The organism is Halostagnicola larsenii XH-48 (assembly GCF_000517625.1).
GTDB lineage: Archaea > Halobacteriota > Halobacteria > Halobacteriales > Natrialbaceae > Halostagnicola > Halostagnicola larsenii.
The window spans coordinates 1,706,260-1,723,663 of record NZ_CP007055.1; the positions used below are offsets into that span (position 1 = coordinate 1,706,260).

12 protein-coding genes are annotated in these 17,404 nt (G+C 59.2%); 5 read left to right on the forward strand and 7 right to left on the reverse strand.

Annotated features, from left to right (window positions below; translation table 11 throughout):
• Window positions 1-16: 16 nt before the first annotated feature.
• Window positions 17-1,825: a glutamine--fructose-6-phosphate transaminase (isomerizing) gene (glmS, locus tag HALLA_RS08695; RefSeq protein WP_049952982.1), complete on the reverse strand. Its 1,809-nt coding sequence runs from the start codon at window positions 1,823-1,825 to the stop codon at window positions 17-19.
• Between the two features lie 694 nt (window positions 1,826-2,519).
• On the reverse strand, window positions 2,520-2,948 hold the full coding sequence (locus HALLA_RS08700; protein ID WP_242406157.1) for a helix-turn-helix transcriptional regulator: 429 nt from the start codon (window positions 2,946-2,948) through the stop codon (window positions 2,520-2,522).
• Between the two features lie 577 nt (window positions 2,949-3,525).
• On the opposite strand from HALLA_RS08700, the gene HALLA_RS08705 reads away from it, so the two are divergent.
• The 4 genes from HALLA_RS08705 (at window position 3,526) to HALLA_RS08720 (ending at window position 9,111) form a co-directional block, all read left to right on the forward strand.
• On the forward strand, window positions 3,526-4,926 hold the full coding sequence (locus tag HALLA_RS08705; protein ID WP_049952983.1) for a nucleotide sugar dehydrogenase: 1,401 nt from the start codon (window positions 3,526-3,528) through the stop codon (window positions 4,924-4,926).
• A 166-nt stretch (window positions 4,927-5,092) separates the two neighbouring features.
• Window positions 5,093-6,169, forward strand: coding sequence for a DUF354 domain-containing protein (locus HALLA_RS08710; RefSeq protein WP_049952984.1), 1,077 nt, complete (start codon window positions 5,093-5,095; stop codon window positions 6,167-6,169).
• Between the two features lie 4 nt (window positions 6,170-6,173).
• The gene (locus tag HALLA_RS08715) at window positions 6,174-7,136 is read left to right on the forward strand and encodes a glycosyltransferase family 4 protein (RefSeq protein WP_049952986.1); all 963 of its coding nucleotides are present in this window, start codon (window positions 6,174-6,176) and stop codon (window positions 7,134-7,136) included.
• Window positions 7,126-9,111, forward strand: a complete 1,986-nt coding sequence (locus tag HALLA_RS08720) for a DUF2206 domain-containing protein (RefSeq protein WP_049952987.1) — start codon at window positions 7,126-7,128, stop codon at window positions 9,109-9,111. Before HALLA_RS08715 ends, HALLA_RS08720 begins: the two co-directional genes overlap by 11 nt.
• Window positions 9,112-9,859: 748 nt before the next feature.
• On the opposite strand, the gene HALLA_RS08725 is transcribed toward HALLA_RS08720, so the two are convergent.
• On the reverse strand, window positions 9,860-10,864 hold the full coding sequence (locus HALLA_RS08725) for a DUF1616 domain-containing protein (RefSeq protein WP_049952988.1): 1,005 nt from the start codon (window positions 10,862-10,864) through the stop codon (window positions 9,860-9,862).
• 388 nt (window positions 10,865-11,252) lie between these two features.
• Here HALLA_RS08725 and HALLA_RS08730 point away from each other — a divergent pair, with 388 nt between their 5' ends.
• Window positions 11,253-11,843, forward strand: a complete 591-nt coding sequence (locus HALLA_RS08730; protein ID WP_049952989.1) for a DUF7344 domain-containing protein — start codon at window positions 11,253-11,255, stop codon at window positions 11,841-11,843.
• Window positions 11,844-11,872: 29 nt separating this feature from the next.
• Here HALLA_RS08730 and HALLA_RS08735 read toward each other — a convergent pair whose 3' ends face one another.
• The 4 genes from HALLA_RS08735 to HALLA_RS08750 all read right to left on the reverse strand — a co-directional run bounded on the left by HALLA_RS08735 (window position 11,873) and on the right by HALLA_RS08750 (window position 17,371).
• Window positions 11,873-12,277, reverse strand: a complete 405-nt coding sequence (locus HALLA_RS08735; RefSeq protein ID WP_157231352.1) for a hypothetical protein — start codon at window positions 12,275-12,277, stop codon at window positions 11,873-11,875.
• Window positions 12,278-12,459: 182 nt separating this feature from the next.
• Window positions 12,460-14,154, reverse strand: a complete 1,695-nt coding sequence (locus tag HALLA_RS08740) for an asparagine synthase-related protein (RefSeq protein ID WP_049952991.1) — start codon at window positions 14,152-14,154, stop codon at window positions 12,460-12,462.
• Window positions 14,155-14,810: 656 nt separating this feature from the next.
• Entirely contained in the window at window positions 14,811-15,797 is a 987-nt protein-coding gene (locus tag HALLA_RS08745) for a glycosyltransferase family 2 protein (RefSeq protein WP_049952992.1), read from the reverse strand.
• Between the two features lie 80 nt (window positions 15,798-15,877).
• Entirely contained in the window at window positions 15,878-17,371 is a 1,494-nt protein-coding gene (locus HALLA_RS08750; protein ID WP_049952993.1) for a hypothetical protein, read from the reverse strand.
• Window positions 17,372-17,404: the final 33 nt, after the last annotated feature.

The following is a 17,404-nucleotide window of genomic DNA, read 5'->3' on the forward strand; positions in this document are numbered from 1 at the left end:
TAGGAACGAGAACGCATTACTCGACCGTGACGCTTTTCGCCAGATTCCGCGGCTTGTCGATCGGTCGCTCGAGTAACTTCGCGGCGTGATAGGAGACGAGTTGCAACTGGACGTTCGCGAGCAGGCCGGCCCAGACGGGATGGGTGTCCGGAACCGAGAGGTGCGTATCGGCCTCGTCGGCGAGCGCATGCTCGTCGGGACCGACTGCAATAATCGGCGCACCCCGCGAACGCGCTTCGATCGCGTTCGTTTTCGTCTTCTCGTCGCCGCCTCCCGTGTAGACGGCGAATATCGGCGTCTCGTCGGTGACGAGCGCGAGCGGGCCGTGTTTGAGTTGTCCCGACGCGAACCCTTCGGCGTGTTCGTAGGTGATCTCCTTGAACTTCAGCGCCCCCTCGAGCGCGACCGAGTGGCTGAGTCCGTGCCCGATGAAGAAGTACGACTTGCTGTCCAACCATTCTCTGGCGACGGCTTCGGCCCGACTCGATTCGAGTACCGCTTCGACGTGTTCTGGGAGGTCCTGCAACGACTCGAGCAGCGCCGATTTGTCGGCTGTCGGTTCTCCGTTGGGGATGTCGCTTGCGATGTGCTGGGTGAGCAGTGCGAGCGTGACCGCCTGCGAGGAGTACGTTTTCGTCGCTGCGACGCCGACTTCCGGGCCGGCTCGAATGTAGACCGCGTCGTCGGCGGTTCGAGCGGCGGTCGAGCCGACGACGTTGGTCACCGCCAGCGAGCGAGCGCCCCGGCTGGTCGCTTCTCGCACGGCCTCGAGGGTGTCGGCGGTTTCGCCGCTCTGGGTGACGGCGACGACGAGCGTGTTCTCGTCGACCGGTCCGGTCGTCGATTCGTACTCGCTTGCCCGGAGCACTTCGGTCCGGATTCCGGCCGACCGAAGCAACTGGCCGCCGTACATCGCGGCGTGGTAGGACGTTCCGCAGGCGACGAACTGGACGGCATCGACATCGCTGAACGTCCCCGGGCTCAGGTCCTCGAAAGAGACTTCGCCGTCGCCGGCCCTGCCTTCGATCGTGTTCGACAGCGAGGTGGGCTGGTTGTAAATCTCCTTTAGCATGTAGTGGTCGAACTCGCCTTTGCCTGCATCCTCGGGGTCCCAGTCGACGGTGTCGGTCGCGCGATCGACCGGCTTTCCCTCGAGGTCCGTGATCCGGTATGAGTCTGGCTCGAGCACGACGAGGTCGCCTTCCTCCAGGTAGATTACCTCGTCCGTGAAATCGAGGAAGGCGGGAACGTCGCTCGCGAGGAACCACTCGTCGTCGTCGAGACCGAGCACGAGCGGCGATCCCTTTCGAGCGGCGTAGACCGCTTCCTCTCCGTCGACGATCGCGGCGATCGCGTAACTTCCCTCGAGTGTCGAGACGGTCTTCTGAACGGCGGTTTCGGTATCTCCGGTCTCCTGTCGATACTCGTCGATCAGGTGCGGGATCACTTCCGTATCGGTGTCGCTTTCGAACTCGTGGCCCTTCGATCGGAGGTCGGCTTTGAGTTCGTCGTAGTTCTCGATAACGCCGTTGTGAACCACCGCGACATCACCGACGGTATCGGTGTGAGGGTGTGCGTTTTCGTCGGTCGGCGGCCCGTGGGTGCTCCAGCGGGTGTGACCGATGCCCATGTTTCCGTTCGGACGCGCTTCGAGCTGGGACTTGAGTTCGGACACCTCTCCCGAGCACTTGTGTACTTTGACGCCCGACCCGTTCTGGACGGCGATACCAGCGGAGTCGTACCCGCGGTACTCGAGGTTCTCGAGGCCGGATAGCAACGTTTCGGCGGCATCTCCGTGGCCGATCCGTGCGATAATCCCACACATTAACGACACACCTCTGTTGTCGACGGCGCGGCGAACGTCCGTGGGTTCGACCCTGGTGTCGCATCTGTCACTGAACGGCTGTCGAACTTGCGCCGAGTGGTGACGGAGACGCTGACAGCTCGGTTCGAGATAGCGGCCTCAGATATGGTGGTGTTTCGTATCATCGTTATCTCATACCCGTATATGGCGTCCGCAGCGGGACGGATCAGGTATCTACTAGTACCTTGGTCTATCGGGGCATTACTATACCGCGGATAAGCTACCACCTATTGTGTGTATAACCGCTCATTTGCTCACTATTTTCCCACACAACGAAATTATCTCTACAATCTATGCAATGTAACGGAAAGAGTGTGTTATTTTCTTGCTCCGGATCGTCAGACAACCGCTCTTCGTTCGGAAAATAGTTGCACTACGTCGATATGGGCCCATCATGGTCTCTTCTTGCCGTTATCAACCAGCTAAGTTGACTCTCTGACTGACCGAAGTGACTGGTCAACACACAGGTACTGATACTGTCGCGCAAGAACTCGCGTGCGTGAACCGACAGCCAACGGATAGCGGTGAAAACCCGGGTAGATAGGATACTACGGTTCGTATCGCGATCACGGCGTGGCGAAATCGGTGCTCGATACCGACTCGTCAAACGATAAACCGAGTATGTGACGAGGGATCGAACGTTCTTTCTCGAGGGTTATGCGACCGGGTTACCGACATTATCCGAATCCGATTGATTGGAGTCGTCGATGCCGTCTTTCGCAAGCGTGATGACGTTCTCTCGGCCGAGAGACGTCTTTTCGATCGTCCCGTTATCGTGCATTTTCGAAAGCGTCCGACTGACTTTCGACTTCGACCAACCGGTCTCTTCTGCGATCTGGTGCTGGCGGATCCGACCGTGGTTCTCGACGAGCAACCGAACGACCTGTCCTTCGTCGCTCAAAAGTTCAGGCGGTGTTTCGGCCGAAACCACGCTTTCGTAGGTGGGCGGTTGCTCAGTCGGCTCGGGGTCGTCTTCCGGGCCCGGTTCGCGCTGATCGTCGGTCGAAAGTGCCTGCGTCGGGACCGACATCTCCCGATCGGACATCGCTTCCGTGACGCGGATTCCGACGAGAGCCGAGATCATCAAAAACAGGACCACGATTAGGACTGCTTCCCAACCTGACACTGCTCGAACCATCTGCATAAGGAGCGGATAGCCGCCGGCTGGACCGATTATTTCTGTGACATGGACTGACAATACGTCCGGAACGGCGAGATGAGACGCCGAATCCAGAGCGGTATTGACAGCGTCATTGCTAGTCATCACGGCGCGAAGAACGCTGATATCTGGCTGTGAGCTGAGCACCATAGTTTCGCCATTTGGTGATCGGTGCGTGGCCGAACGGAGTCGTCCGGCGTCACGCTGATCGTATTATGTACTGGACCTATAGCACCTTCATTATGGGTTTATACAGCTTCGTTTAACAGCCTGCTAACTCTCGAGACGATGAAAATCGCTGTTTGGACGGTATTTGGGCTATCGAAGCCTATTTCGGCACATTCAGAGACAGGTGACCGTGCGACAACTGTTTATCTGCGGTATAGTAAACCGATCAAACCTGCTTGTCGAGTCTGAAGCCGGTTCCACGAACACGGAACCACCGTCAGCGTGGTTCCGTCGCACGTCCGCGTGCGATCGAACCTGCAACGAGACAGTACCCATGACTCCACCAATTAGCGACACTGAGGATCGAACTGGCGAGCAAGAAACCGGTCAGCAACCAGTCAACGCCGGGCGAAAGAGCGTTTCGCTCGAGCACGCCCAGGAACCGTCCGTCGACAAACCGACGATCTGCGTGGTCGGTCTGGGGTACGTCGGTCTTCCGTTAGCGGTCGGGTTTGCGGAGTCCGATTACCGTGTGATCGGCTTCGACGTCGATGACTCGACCGTCGAAACGCTGCAGTCGGGCACGGACACGACTGGCGATCTGAGCGACGAGGCGATCCAGAACGACGAACTCACGTATACGACCGATGCGGCGGCGGTGAGTCGGGCGGAGTACGTCATCATCGCTGTCCCGACGCCGGTTCGAGACGACGATCGGCCGGATCTCAGTTACGTCGAAAGCGCGGCGACGACAGTCGGGTCGAAAATCGACGCCGGAACGACGGTCATCCTCGAGTCGACCGTTTACCCCGGCTCGACTCGAGAGGTCCTCATTCCGGCGATCGAACGAGAATCGGGGCTGACCGCGGGCGAGGACTTTTGGGTCGGCTACTCCCCCGAACGGGCGACTCCCGGCGACGCAGAGCACGGACTCGAGGACGTCGTCAAGGTGGTCAGCGGACAAAACGAGGAGGTTCTCGAGGACGTCGCGACGCTGTACGAGTCGATCGTCGATGCCGGGGTCCACCGCGCGCCGTCGATCGAGGTCGCCGAAGCATCGAAAGTCGTCGAAAACTCACAGCGGGATCTCAACATCGCCTTCGTCAACGAACTCTCCATCGCGTTCGAGCACATGGACGTCGACACGCAGGCGGTACTCGACGCCGCGAGCACGAAGTGGAACTTCCACGGCTATCGGCCGGGACTGGTCGGCGGCCACTGCATTCCGGTCGATCCGTACTTCTTCACGTACCGGTCGGCCCAGGAAGGGTTCGATCCCGAACTGATGCAAACGAGCCGAAAGGTCAACGAATCGGTTCCAGCCCACGTCGCCGATCTCACGATCAGGGCGCTCAACGACTGTCAAAAAGCACTCAGTACGAGTCGAGTGCTCGTCCTCGGACTGGCATACAAGCCGGGCGTCGGAGACATTCGGAGCTCGAAAGTCTTCGATGTCATCGAGACGCTCGACGAGTACGACATCGATATCGAGGGCTACGATCCGTTCGCGGACAACGACGCCGTCAGAGATGCCTTCGGTATCGACGTCCAAGAGACGCTGTCGTTCGATGGCTTCGACGCAATCTTACTCGCGACCCCACACGCCGAGTTCGAACACATCGACCTCACCGCCGTCGCCAGCGATGTCGCCGAGAATCCAGCCCTGATCGACGTGACGGGCGCGCTCGAGGAAGGGGACGCGACGGACGCGGGGTTCGAATATCGGAAGTTATGATCGATTCGGGCCAGACCGACACCACCGAAGGGATAGACGTATGGGGGGAGACGCGGACTCGAGCGACCGTTTCGACGCGATCGAAGACATCGAGCCGCGTCCCGATCGCTCGAGAGAGGTCCGCACCCGCCGGTAACCGACGTGCCACCAACGAGGGAGCTCACGAGTGAAGATCATCGTCACGATTCAGCATCCGGGTCACGTCCACTTCTTTCGCAACGCCATCGCGGAGTTGGACGCGCGGGGCCACACCGTCTTCGTCTTCGCTCGAGAGAGCGAAGTCGCGGCCGACCTGCTCGAAGCCTACGGGATTGAGTACGAACTCCTGGCCGGCGAGTCCAACTCTATCGGCTCGCTGGCGGCCGTCCAGGCGACCTACGAGGCTCGATTGCTCCGTCGCGCACAGCGGATCGAACCGGACGTCATCACGGCGATCGGTGGCGTCGCGGCGGCTCACGTGGCGACGGTGTTGCGCACGAAGAGTCTCGTGTACTACGACACGGAGCACGCGGCGCTCATCCAAAAGCTCGGGTATCCGTTCGCCGACGTCATCTGTACGCCCGAGTGCTACGAGCAAGATATCGGTGACAAGCAGGTCACCTACCCCGGCTATCACGAACTCGCATACCTCCACCCCGATCGGTTCGAACCCGATCAGGGTGTCCTCGAAACCGTCGGCCTGGATGCAGATGATACGTTCGCCATCGTTCGCCTGAGCAGTTGGGACGCCTCACACGACGTCGGTCAGGGCGGGTTCGACGACCCTCGAGAGGTCGTTTCCCGACTCGAGGACGCCGGTGCTGACGTGTTGCTCACGGCGGAGGGCGATCCGCCGGCCGATCTCGAGCCTTACGAGTTCACCGCGCCGCCCGAACGGATGCACGACCTCCTCGCGTTCGCCGACGTGGTCGTCGGCGAAGGAGCGACGACGGCGGCGGAGGCCGCGGTACTCGGGACGCCGTCTGTCTACGTCAACTCCCAGTCGCTCGGCTACACCACCGAACTCGAGGAGGAGTACGGGCTCCTGTTCGCGTTCAACGACGAGGATCGGCACACCCGATCCCTCGAGAAGGCCGTCTCGATCGTCGAATCGTCGGCGGACGACGTCGACACGTGGGAACGCAGGCGAGCGCGACTGCTCGAAGAGCGCATCGACGTGACGGACCTGATCGTTCAACAAATCGAATCGATAGCGCCCGCGGCCGATACGGATCGGTCCGCACGCGCAACGAACCCTGGATAGGATCATGAAGGTACTACAGTTGGTTACATCTCCCCGGCCGTTTTTCGAACAGCAGGTATCGGTCCTCGAGGATCGCGACATCGAGTGTACGGTTCTCGGCGTCCCAGGTGAGTACGAGGGGGACGCGGGCCGCACGCCGCTTGACTACGTGCGATACTACCCGAAGATCCTCTCGCGAATTCGGGCGACCGACTTCGATCTGGTCCACGCGAACTACGGTCTCACCGCTCCGTTCGCGCTCGCCCAGCCGACCCGCCCGGTCGTCCTCACCCTGTGGGGAACCGACCTGATGAGCGAACAGGACTGGCTTCGATCGCTCAGCCGATTCGGTGCCCGCCGATCGAACGCCGTGATCGTTCCGAGCCAGGCGTTAGCACAGCGGCTCGAGACTTCCCACGAACTGATCCCGTTCGGCGTGGATACTGACCTGTTTAGACCGATATCACAGATCCGCGCGCGCCAGCGCGTCGGCTGGAGAGCCGATCGACCGATCGCGCTGTTTCCGTACGACGAGGATCGATCGGTCAAGGACGTTTCGCGCGCTCGAGCGCTCGTCGACCGAACGGACACGGACCTCGAGTTGCGGACGGTACACGGCGTCGACCACGACGAGATACCCTATTACATGAACGCAAGCGACGTCCTCCTCGTCACGTCGAAACGCGAAAGCGGACCCATGGTCGTCAAAGAAGCCGCCGCGTGTAACCTGCCGGTCGTCTCGACGGACGTCGGATTCGTCTCCGAAACTGTCGGCGACGTGTCACACTGCGTCGTCAGCGATCGCGATGACGACCTGATCGCCGGGCTCGAGACCATCGCCGAGGAGCGCCCTCGATCTGACGGTCGGGAGACGATCGACGGACTCAGCCTCGAGTCGATGGGCGACGCGCTCGCGTCCCTGTACGGACGGGTCCTCGCGGCCAATGGATCGGTGCGGGCCACGAGGGGTGTTGCGCGTGAAGTATAGTTCGCTCTCGGAGCTTCGGCCGCTTCGGCTCGATACGATCGCTGCGGTCGTCGGCCTCCTGATCGCACTGGCGTTGTTGCCGCTGCAGCTGTTCGTCTCCCAGATCTATCTGAAGACGGTCCCCATCGTCCTCGGACTCGCCTGCGGGCTGTATCTCGTCTCGTTGTACCAACGGACCGAGGCGGACGCGCTGCCGGCGCTCCCCTCGAGCGTCGCACTGTCAATGCCGGCGCTCGTACTCGTCGGGCTCTCGTCGATGGTCGTACTGACTGTCCTGCAAGGAGAACGCACCATCTACTTCTTCGGACTCTCGGCGCTGATTGGGACGCTCGTTCTCGTTCAGATCGTCTTTACGTCTGAGCGGGATTTCAACCGGGGCGTCGTTCTCCTGCAGATCGTGCTGTTCGCGCTGGTCTTTCGATTCGCCGCGCTGTACGCGACACCGGGATACATCGGCATCGACATCTGGACGCACATGGAGTTCGTCGAACAGATCCGCGACGCGGAGATGCTCGGGGCGATTTCCCACGATAAACACTACGGCTCACCGTTCTACCACCTGCTGGTCGTCGCGAGTTCGTTCATCTACGACGTTCCGCTTCGAAGCGCGCTGTATCTCTCGGTGGGCGTCGTCATGCCGTTCGCGATCCTTCTCGTCTACGCGACGGCCAACCTGCTGGTCTCGGCCCGCTGGGCGACGCTGTCGGCCGCGCTCTTTGCGTTCGCCAACTACGTGTCGATGTGGGGAATGCATCTCATCCCGACCAGCCTCGGACTCGTCTTCTTCCTCGGACTGTTGTACGCCCTGATCAGGGTAATGCGCGTCGAATATACGGGGCGGGATTTCTCGCTTCTGATCCTCTTTAGCATCGCGATTATTCTGACCCATCAGGTGTCGACGTTCATCATGCTGGTCTTGTTGTTGGCCGCGTTCGTCGCACAGATCATCTTCGTCTTCGGCCCCTTCGGGTTGACTCGCCTCGACACGAGCGTGTTCCGCGCGAAAAAGCCGGTCAACCTGTTCGGACTCGTCGTCTTCAACTTCGGGCTGACGATCTTCATTTGGTCGCTTACCCCGTACGGCGAGAACTCGTTCCTCGCGACGGTGTTGTTGTTCTTCACCGAAACGCTCGAGGAAAGCGCCGGCTTTCTCAATATTGCGAGCGGGTCCTCAGGCGGCGATGCCGAGAGCAGTACCCAGGCCGCGACGACGTTGCTCGAGCAGGCGGTGCCGTATCTCGACAATCTCGGTTTCCTGGTCTTGTTGTGTTTGACGTTCGCCGGGTGTCTGTACGTCGTCCACAGACGTCGAGCCGAGCAGTCCGTCTTCACCCTGTTGCTCGCCGCGGCGATCATGCTCGTGTTCATCCTCGTCCTTCCGATGTTCGGAATCCGCAACTTCATTCCGACGCGGTGGTTCGCGTTCCTGTACGCGCCGATGGCGATCCTCGGTGCGATCGGGCTTCGGTCGCTCAACCGAAACCTCTCGGCCGGGATCGTCGTCAGCATCTTGCTGGTGTTCACGCTCATTTATCCCGGTGCGATGATCGTTGCCGTCGAGAGCAACGCAGAAAACCCGATCTTTTCGGACCAGCACGAGCGCCTCGCGTACGACGAATCGGAGCTTGCAGCGGTCGAATCGATCGGCGATCTAACCGGATCTCCGGACGGTGACGAAATCCGCCCGAATCAGCAACTGTACACGGATCACCCCTATATGACGGTGTTTAGCCGAACCGGGGCGTATCCGTCTACCGGACCCGTAACGTTACCTGAAAACGGAAGCGTACAGCACGACTACACCGTCTATCGGACGGAACAATCGACCGACGCGACGTTCTTCGTAGACGAGAACGGTCAGGAACGGATGGCATCGCCCTCGGAGGACCGAGTCTGCAGACCCGAGCAAGCGGTCGTGTACACGAACGGCGACGTTTCGTTGTGTACGCCATCACCCGCGACCAACGCCGCTTGATCGGTCGCTGCCGGCGATAGACGCCGATTTCACACTCAGATTTTTGGCCGTTCGGACACCGTTTTCGCGATACTCGAGGAACGAATCGTTCCGTGACCTCGAGCGGAAACGCCGCATTCTCGTCGTTTACGGGGCGGCGCTTCTCTCCACCTCACAACAGGCCCCATTATGCCGTTGTCCTGTCGACACTCGCGGGGATTCACGTGCCGGCAAGGCGTTCACGGAGCGACTGAACAGATCTATCGCACCAAACGACCAATCGTCCGCTATCGCTTGTGTCGCCGGCACACGACGCTTCTCGAGCTGGCAGACAGCGCGATTCTTCGATTATGAGAAAGGGGCCCTCACCCGCTTTGGGACGACGTTTCCGTCGACCAGCCCCTTATCGATTGGCCTCATCGATCAGCCTCTCGTCGATCGAAGCAGCCGGTCCTCACACGGTGTGGTTCGCTCGAGAACGACGGTCGTCTCACCCAATGGAAAACTCCGCAGGTGTTTCGGTTGGCCTCAGAAGACGCTCAACAGTCGCAGAAGTCCCGATGAAGCAGGGTCCGACAGCGGGTCACGTCGTCGGTAACTCTTCTCCGTGATGATCGACCCCAACGTGCGGTGTCCGAGACCGAATCGACAGAGCGCCGCTCTGACCGGTGCACTCGTCGCGAAGCCATCTCGATGGCTGGGAACTCGAGCCTCGAATCAAACCCGCTCAGAAATCCGTGCGTTCGGAAAAGAGTCGGTACGTGGTCGACTACTGAACCTCGATCGGAAGACGAACGCGTTCGTACGCGTTTTCAGCCGTCGGGTCCGACGGCGGGTCACCGGTGTACAACAAGAGGGTAAGTCGATGGTTTTCACCGTCCGTCGGTGGCGTTATCTCGAGTGATTCGTTGTGCGTCTGGCCGTCGGAAACGCTTATCGATTTGTTGGTGAGTCGCTCCCGTTCCGTGACCGTTGTCGAATCCTCGCCGTACTCGACCTGTTCGAAGAGGACGACGACGGTGTAGGTCTGGTCGCTTTGCTCCTGGTTCGTAATCGAAATCGGAACGTCCTGGGACTCTCCCGCGGTGAACGTCGGTTCGTACATCGTTTCCGTATCGCCGTCGACCTCGTCGGTTTCGACGGAAAACTCCGTAAAGCCGTCAGGTTGGGCCGGATTTGCCACGGCGAATCCGGCACTGGCGATGAGCAAACAGAGGCCGACCACGAGCGCGACGTTGTAGGGTCGCGTGTTCGTCCGTCCCGTATTCGTCCTGTTATACGGCGACGATTCCGATCCAGTTAGCATCGGTAACACGAGTATCCGCGAGGGAGCGAATCGATCCTCGGGTGAGACTCGGTACCGAGAGACGATCGCGATGAGCGCGAGACAGATCGTCGCTAATGAAACCCCGAAGAGTACCGGTTCGGAGGTCACACCCCATGGGGTTACGGACGTAATGAGGGTGATTCCGGGGATGAGCGCAACGCTGAACGCGATCGACAGAATGAAGCGCTCTATCGGCTCTATTCCACCGCTCAACAGTACCGATCTACCGAGGCCGGTTCGTTCGTCGTCGAACGATTGTTGATCGTCGCCAACCGTATCCGGAAAAATTGCCGCAACGAGTGCGTATCCGGGAAAGAGGAGTACGAGCGGTAGCGCCAACAAGATCCGCGCATACCCCGAAACACCGCCAAACAGTCCGAGCGTGATGGCCCCCGTACCCGCAATAACGAGTGCAAGGTCGATGAACCACCAGTTGGTGTCACTCATACCCTCTCGTTCGGGGGGCTCACGGTTTATTATCGCCCATGTAAGCCGGGTAAATCGGGGGTCATTCGAGGGGTGATATCACCCTATCTATAACGAATCGATCAGGAATATCTCTGATAAGGATTTCGTCGGTTCTGGACTGTTTCAGAATCGGGAATGGCTGCAAATTCAGGAGTAATATCGGTTATCATCATGTACAGATATGACGATATTACCTTCGGCATCACGTTCTAAATTATTGCTTATTCACGTATTAGGGACACAGATACGGAGGAATAAAATAACCAAAAATCAATCTCCAACAGATGAACTGGGTGAAAATAAAATTACGAAAGATGTACGGTTGCAATCCTTTATTATCACCTTCTGATTAGTGAGAATCACCACGATGAAGTCGACATATATCAGCTCGGAAGAACAGGGGGAACGGGACGAGAATAACGAAGGTGAACTCGAGTCCGAGGACGACACCTTCCCGAAAGACGAAATATTCCACCTGCTGCAAAACGAGCGTAGGCGGCTGGTTCTCGAGTATCTTCGTCATACTGAAGGGCCAGTGCGCATGCGAGACGTTGCAGAGCAGGTCGCAGCGTGGGAGCACGAAACCACCGTCGAAGAGCTCACATCGACCCAGCGCCAGCGCGTGTACATTCCGCTGTACCAGTCCCACCTTTCGAAACTTGATAAGGCGGGAATAATCGACTATCAACAAAACCGTGGCATCGTTGAGCGGAAACCACTGGCAGATAAGGTCGACCGCTATCTCCAGGTAGATCCGGTTACTGACTCGGAAAGTGACGACGACGTCGAGGCGACGAACTGGGACGATTCGTACATCGGAGCGACGGTCCTCTGTTACGTGATACTCCTGGGTGCAGTGTTCGAAATGCCGATCGTCTCGTTCTTTTCGGGGATCGGTCTCAGTGCGCTCATACTGTTGATGTTCACCGTGTTGACCGTTCGTCGATTCTTCAAGTAATAACCCATACTCGCGTCGTCGAGGCCCGTCTAGATAATCACGAAGAGTACAACCAAAATCACGATCGAAACGGCGCCGACGAGCGCTCGAGTAACCAATTGGTGGTCGTCCGGCTCGGGCTCGAGGACGGTCACCGTTCCGTTCACTTGATCGAACTCGACAAATCCCGCATCGTCGAGAGCAGGAAGTCGTTCTTCGTACAGTTGCTCGTGGACGTCTCCCCAGGTTTCGATGGGTGGGTCCGCAGGTTGAATCAGGTAGTCGACGACTTCGTCTACGGTGGCTGGCGTCCCCATTTGTTCGAGTACTGAATACAAACCGGGATCTGACGCGGGGATAAATTCCGACGCGGGGATAAATTCCGACGCGGCCGGCCCTGCGCGTCGATCCCCGTGTTCGGAATACATCAGCTCCTTATCACTCGTCAGACGCATGTTTCACGCTAATTCTTCACAGTGCATAAATATTCCCACGCTTCACCGATCGAATCTCGAGAAACGGTCCAACAGTTAACTATTGCAGCTCCATCGAGAATGAGACTCGGTTGTATCGGGGGCCGTTCCGATCGTGAGTGGTGTGTAGGAACTCGCAAAGATCGTTGATTCAACGAAATTTCCTATGCAAGAGACGATTCCGGGGGCCCTAACCACGACGACAGCGGACCCTCACTATCCGACCAGCTACCGAGCCACCGTTGGACGTCGTTGATTCGGAGTTTGTGCCGCGCCGGGAGCGGATGTGCACGCTCGAGTTGGGGGAGCAGTTGTTGATCGACGCAGTACTGATCGAAGAGGGTTTCGCGGTCCGGCCAGGGCGGGTCGAACGAGGGTAGAAACGGTGTTTTCCGTCGGATAAACCCCTCCGCTTCGTTGAGAAGCGCTGAATCGTACGGTCGGTCTGGCGGGCGGTGTCGCAGCACGTCTTCGTCGATGCGCTCGCACGCGCGGAGGAACGTTTCCGTCGTCCGGTGTTCCGGTGGTGTCTGGAGGTGCCACTCGACCAGCTCGGCGTCCGTCGCGATGAACGCGGTGAAAAAGTTATCCGAGAGGTGGTTGTGAAACGGTATCGACGGCTGGTTTGCGATCCCACAGCCGGTGAGTTCGTGCTGGGGTTGGTCGGCTCTATCGGCGATCGAGTCCACCGCCTCGGCGACCGCATCCTCGACGTACGTCTCGACGTCGTGATCGAACGGCAGTCGATCGGCGAGGTCGAGACTCGCCTCGGGAACGTACCCGAATCGATCGAGCAACACCTCGACTGGATCCGGGTTCGCCTCGAGTCGGTTGAAACAGATCCGTTTACCGAAGACGTCGATCCCGGCCTGTTCGGTGAAGTGACCTCGAAAGAACGTGTCACAGAGGAGGCCGTGATAGATCGTATCCGCGGCCATTTCGTCAGTGTATCCGGCGTGGTGGATGTGCAGCGACTCTTTGATGCCTTGTGAGTAGCGAACCTTCGATTCGTCGGCGTGCAGGTACCGCTCGTCGGGCGGAAACGCCGTGTGATCGACGCCGTACTGATTCGCGAGGCGCTTTGCGCCGTCTACTTCCTGCCCGTCCGGATACCCCACGGTGTAACTCCGTTCGATTTCCGGGATTTGCGAGAGAATGATACGCGAGTCGTACCCCGCCGAGAGCAAGAGCGCGCTCTCGCCCGGCAGTATCGACCGACGCTCGAGCGCCCGCTCGAGCCGATCCGCGAGCTCGGAAACGTAGTCGAACTCGCGCGGTCGGTAAACGAACCGATCGAGTTGCTCAACGGAATCTGCGGTGAGTCGGCTATCGATCGGGAGCCGGGAAAGGTCCTCCACCCACGTTTTCTCTCCGAGCGTCACGCCGAGATGAAGAAAGTCGAGAACCCCGTTCCGGTCGAGCGAGGGCGTCTCGAGCGTTCGGCCGACTTCGCCGGCATCGGTCCCGAAGACGCGGACACCGGGGTCATCGGTATAGAAACAGGATCGAGAGCGGACCATATCGGTGACGACGAACGCTCGGTCGGCGCTTTCGATGTCGAGGACGGCGAGGTACGATCCATTGAGTTTCTCGAGTGCGTCGGTTCCGGCGCTCGGATAGTGCTCGAGTAACCAGCGAGCAGCGTTCGTTTCGTCGCCAGGAACGTATACCTCACCCCAGACGAGACAAATTCCGTTTGCGGCGGTATGCGTAGCACTCCATCCCGGTGTGCCGAGTCCGGAATCCCTGATACCGGCGGTTATCGTCGCTCCCTCGAGCACTTCGTCGAACTCGTCGTTCGACCGGAACCGATTGAACGTCTCGATACTTCCAAATACGCCGAAGAGCTCCTTGTTCATCGTCTATAACCACCTCGGTGAACGAGTGGGCGGTCTTCGACCGAACCCGTGGCTGTGGAACCCCCGCCTGACGAGTACCAGTGAGCGTGCACCTCGTTGTTCTCCCTTCGAGGGACCGTCCAATAATTATGACTCAATTAAGCGCTCAGGCGCCAGAGACACCCTTCTTAGCGATCCTCGGATTCGTATTGACCTTCGTATCGACTGAGACCCCTCGAGCGACCGGCACGCTTTCGCTCAAGCGCATCTACCGGTTGGATAATACTGTCGCTCGTGGCGATACGTTCTGTCCAGCACCCCAGAACGATACTTAGAGGGGCGTAGCTGCCGTTTATCTCTAGCGTGTCCACCGCGGTGGGTTCCGCGATGCGTCGATCAAATCGACAGCATCAATGAGAGAACGCGACATATAGAACAAATCCTCCGCAAACCGGTTTGTTTCTACGATATCAGGGCATCCCATTACTCGAAACGGAATACAACAGTCAAAACGGTACAGCGATCGCGGAACCGTTTCGACGAGTTCGATGTCATCGACTAGCCACGCGTCCCCAAGAAAAACCGCACAGCGTGCGATTCGACTGAGTACTCGAGGAAAGCGGGAAAAACGATCATCCGATTACTGGAGGGATCGATAGGAGAAAGACCGCAATCGGTTACGTGAGGAGTCGACGAGAGAGAATCGTTCCGCCGATGACCGCCACGAGCAAGAGAGAAACAAGCGCGGTAGCGATCGGCAGCGGACGGCGTCGAACGCCGGATCCAGCGGCCCAGCAAAGCCCCGGATAGTTGCGCGGTGACGCCGCGGCCGTTCGGAGGTGCCACAGCCCACGGAGTGGCTTTCCGTCAGCAAAGTAGCGTTTCGCGATAATGAGGTCGTGGCTCGAGCGGATCTCGAACCCCTCGTCCTCGAAGCACTCGACGGTCTCTTCGTGCATCGAGAGGTACTGATCGCTGGCAGCGGCGACGACCGAAGCTGGTGGATGGCCGGTCTCATCGCGCACGACCAGCGGCTCGTCGACGTAGGCGAGTTTCCCTTGTTTGAGGACTCGAACGCAGAACTCCGGGTCCTGAAACCGATCGAGTTCCTCGGAGAAACCGCCGATTTCCTCGGCAACGTCTGTGCGAACGAGCAGGGTCGATCCCGCGCCCGGCTGGACGTTGTCGGCGAGGATCTCGCCGATCAGTTCGTCGTCCCCTTCCGTCGTCGGCGTCTCGTCGCGGGTAGCGAGTGCGCTCGCGACGGTGCTTCGAAGTCGTCCGTCCGCCCCGGACAACTCGAACGTCGAGTCGCAGTAGACGCCCACCCACTCGCTCGAGCGGTCCTCGAGTTCCGCGAGCTGTCGCTCGAGTTTCCCTTGCAGCCACGTATCGTCCGAGTCGAGAAACGCGACGTAGTCGCCCTGCGCGTGATCGATACCGGTATTTCGAGCGACGTTAGCCCCCTGGTTGGTCGCGTGAACGACCGGGCGGACCCGAGGATCGTCGTACTCGGCGAGCACCGAACTCGTTTCGTCGGTCGACCCGTCGTCGACGACGACGACCTCCAGGTCCTCGACGGTCTGTTCGAGTGCGCTATCGATCGCTCGAGGGAGTGTTTCGGCTCGGTTGTACGTCGGAATAATGACGCTGACGCGAGTCATTCTGGTGGCGATTCCGCGCCGGGACGGATTATTATGGCACCGCTAAGCGTCTCGAGTGCCGATCCGTCTCGAACGAGGCGTTACCGATCGTCCCGAACGCCGTCCGGGAACGTGTTGTTCTCGAGAGAGACCGACCCCGAGTTACCGTAGATATGGACGGACTCGTCGTAGGCCGATTCGGCCGTCGTCCCTTCGATCGTGACGTCGCTCGCACCGGTGACGGCGATCGACGTGTTCGACGTCTCGAAGTCGCTGTCGGTGACACTGTAGCCATCGCCGCTGAGGTAAAGACCCCCTCGCTCCTCGCTTCCGGTTTGCTCGACCGATAGCTCGTCGAAGTCGACGTCGTCGCGCTCGCAAAGGATTGCGTGACGAATTGGTACCCCGTTCGCGTCGCCGGTGACCGATACGTTCTGGAAGCTGACCGCTCCGTCATCGTCGCCGAGGATCCGGAACGCGTAGGCGCTGCCGTCGATTTCGACATCGACATCGGCGAACGTCGCCGTTCCTGCGCCCCCATCGAGACGGATGCCCGAACTAGCACCCTCTCCAATGTACAGATCGGTGTTTTCGATCGTCACGTCGTCGACGTCGCTCATCACTCGAATCGCCTCGCCGTTTGGATCCTGGGCTTCGATAGAGACGTTGTCGATGTTGAACGTATCGCCCTGATCGATTCGGATCGCGTGCTGACCCGGTGCCTGATCGGGGTTATCGTCGACGACGATGGTTGCGTTTCTGATCGCTCCCTGTGACCCGCTGAGGCGGATCGAAGCGGTGCCGCTGTTTTCGAAATATCCGCCGTCGATGCCGATCTGACCGTTTTCGCTGAACCCGTAAAGGCCGTTGCCTGGGAATCCGCCAAGTTCACAGTCTTCGAAAATCAGCGACCCTTGATGGTAGTCGTTGACGTGAATTCCCGTTGGTCCTTTCCACATGTTCCCTTCGTTTGGCGTGAAGTCGACGTGGACGCCGCCATCGGGTGCTTTGAAGCAGTCGACGCGTCCTTCCCCGTCGGGGTCGGTAATGTTGAACAGTCCCGGACCCCACGTCCCGGCGTCGTGAATGCCGTTGACTACGACGTCTCGGACTAACAGGCCGTCCTCGATTTCGGCGTTTATGACGCGGATACCGGTCTCGTCGGCAGTTTGGTCGATTTCGAATCCTTCGAACCGAAGGTCTCGACCGGGAGCAGCCCGGGTACCCAGTCGGAACAATCGATACTGAGGACCGTCGAACTGGTGATAATTCGCCGGAACGATGGTCGCTCCGTCGCCGACGAATCCGACGTTGTCGAAGTCGGTGAGTCGAAGCTGTTCGTCCATCGCGTACCGCCCTTCGGGGAACTGAATCAGCGTGTCGTCGCCGACCTGTTCGCGTAGTACGGGCGTTATCGACGTTTCGCCGGTCGGATCTGCACCGGCATCGACGATGTCGATTACTGTCTCGTACTGCCCTTCGATGTGTTGGGCCGATGCGACACCGCCGAGGGTGAGCGCCGATCCAACGCCGACAAGACAACCTTTGAGATACGATCTTCGATCTATCGAACCAAATGGTGAGTTTCCTCTCATCGCATGAGAGCGTTACCAGAGGGGGGATTTACA

What these genes read in the sequence shown, in the direction of transcription:
- glmS (WP_049952982.1), bottom strand. Translation starts at nt 1,825, where the DNA reads ATGTGTGGGATTATCGCACGGATCGGCCACGGAGATGCCGCCGAAACG.
- HALLA_RS08700 (WP_242406157.1), bottom strand. Translation starts at nt 2,948, where the DNA reads ATGATCTCGGCTCTCGTCGGAATCCGCGTCACGGAAGCGATGTCCGAT.
- HALLA_RS08705 (WP_049952983.1), top strand. Translation starts at nt 3,526, where the DNA reads ATGACTCCACCAATTAGCGACACTGAGGATCGAACTGGCGAGCAAGAA.
- HALLA_RS08715 (WP_049952986.1), top strand. Translation starts at nt 6,174, where the DNA reads ATGAAGGTACTACAGTTGGTTACATCTCCCCGGCCGTTTTTCGAACAG.
- HALLA_RS08725 (WP_049952988.1), bottom strand. Translation starts at nt 10,864, where the DNA reads ATGAGTGACACCAACTGGTGGTTCATCGACCTTGCACTCGTTATTGCG.
- HALLA_RS08730 (WP_049952989.1), top strand. Translation starts at nt 11,253, where the DNA reads ATGAAGTCGACATATATCAGCTCGGAAGAACAGGGGGAACGGGACGAG.
- HALLA_RS08735 (WP_157231352.1), bottom strand. Translation starts at nt 12,277, where the DNA reads ATGCGTCTGACGAGTGATAAGGAGCTGATGTATTCCGAACACGGGGAT.
- HALLA_RS08740 (WP_049952991.1), bottom strand. Translation starts at nt 14,154, where the DNA reads ATGAACAAGGAGCTCTTCGGCGTATTTGGAAGTATCGAGACGTTCAAT.
- HALLA_RS08745 (WP_049952992.1), bottom strand. Translation starts at nt 15,797, where the DNA reads ATGACTCGCGTCAGCGTCATTATTCCGACGTACAACCGAGCCGAAACA.
- HALLA_RS08750 (WP_049952993.1), bottom strand. Translation starts at nt 17,371, where the DNA reads ATGAGAGGAAACTCACCATTTGGTTCGATAGATCGAAGATCGTATCTC.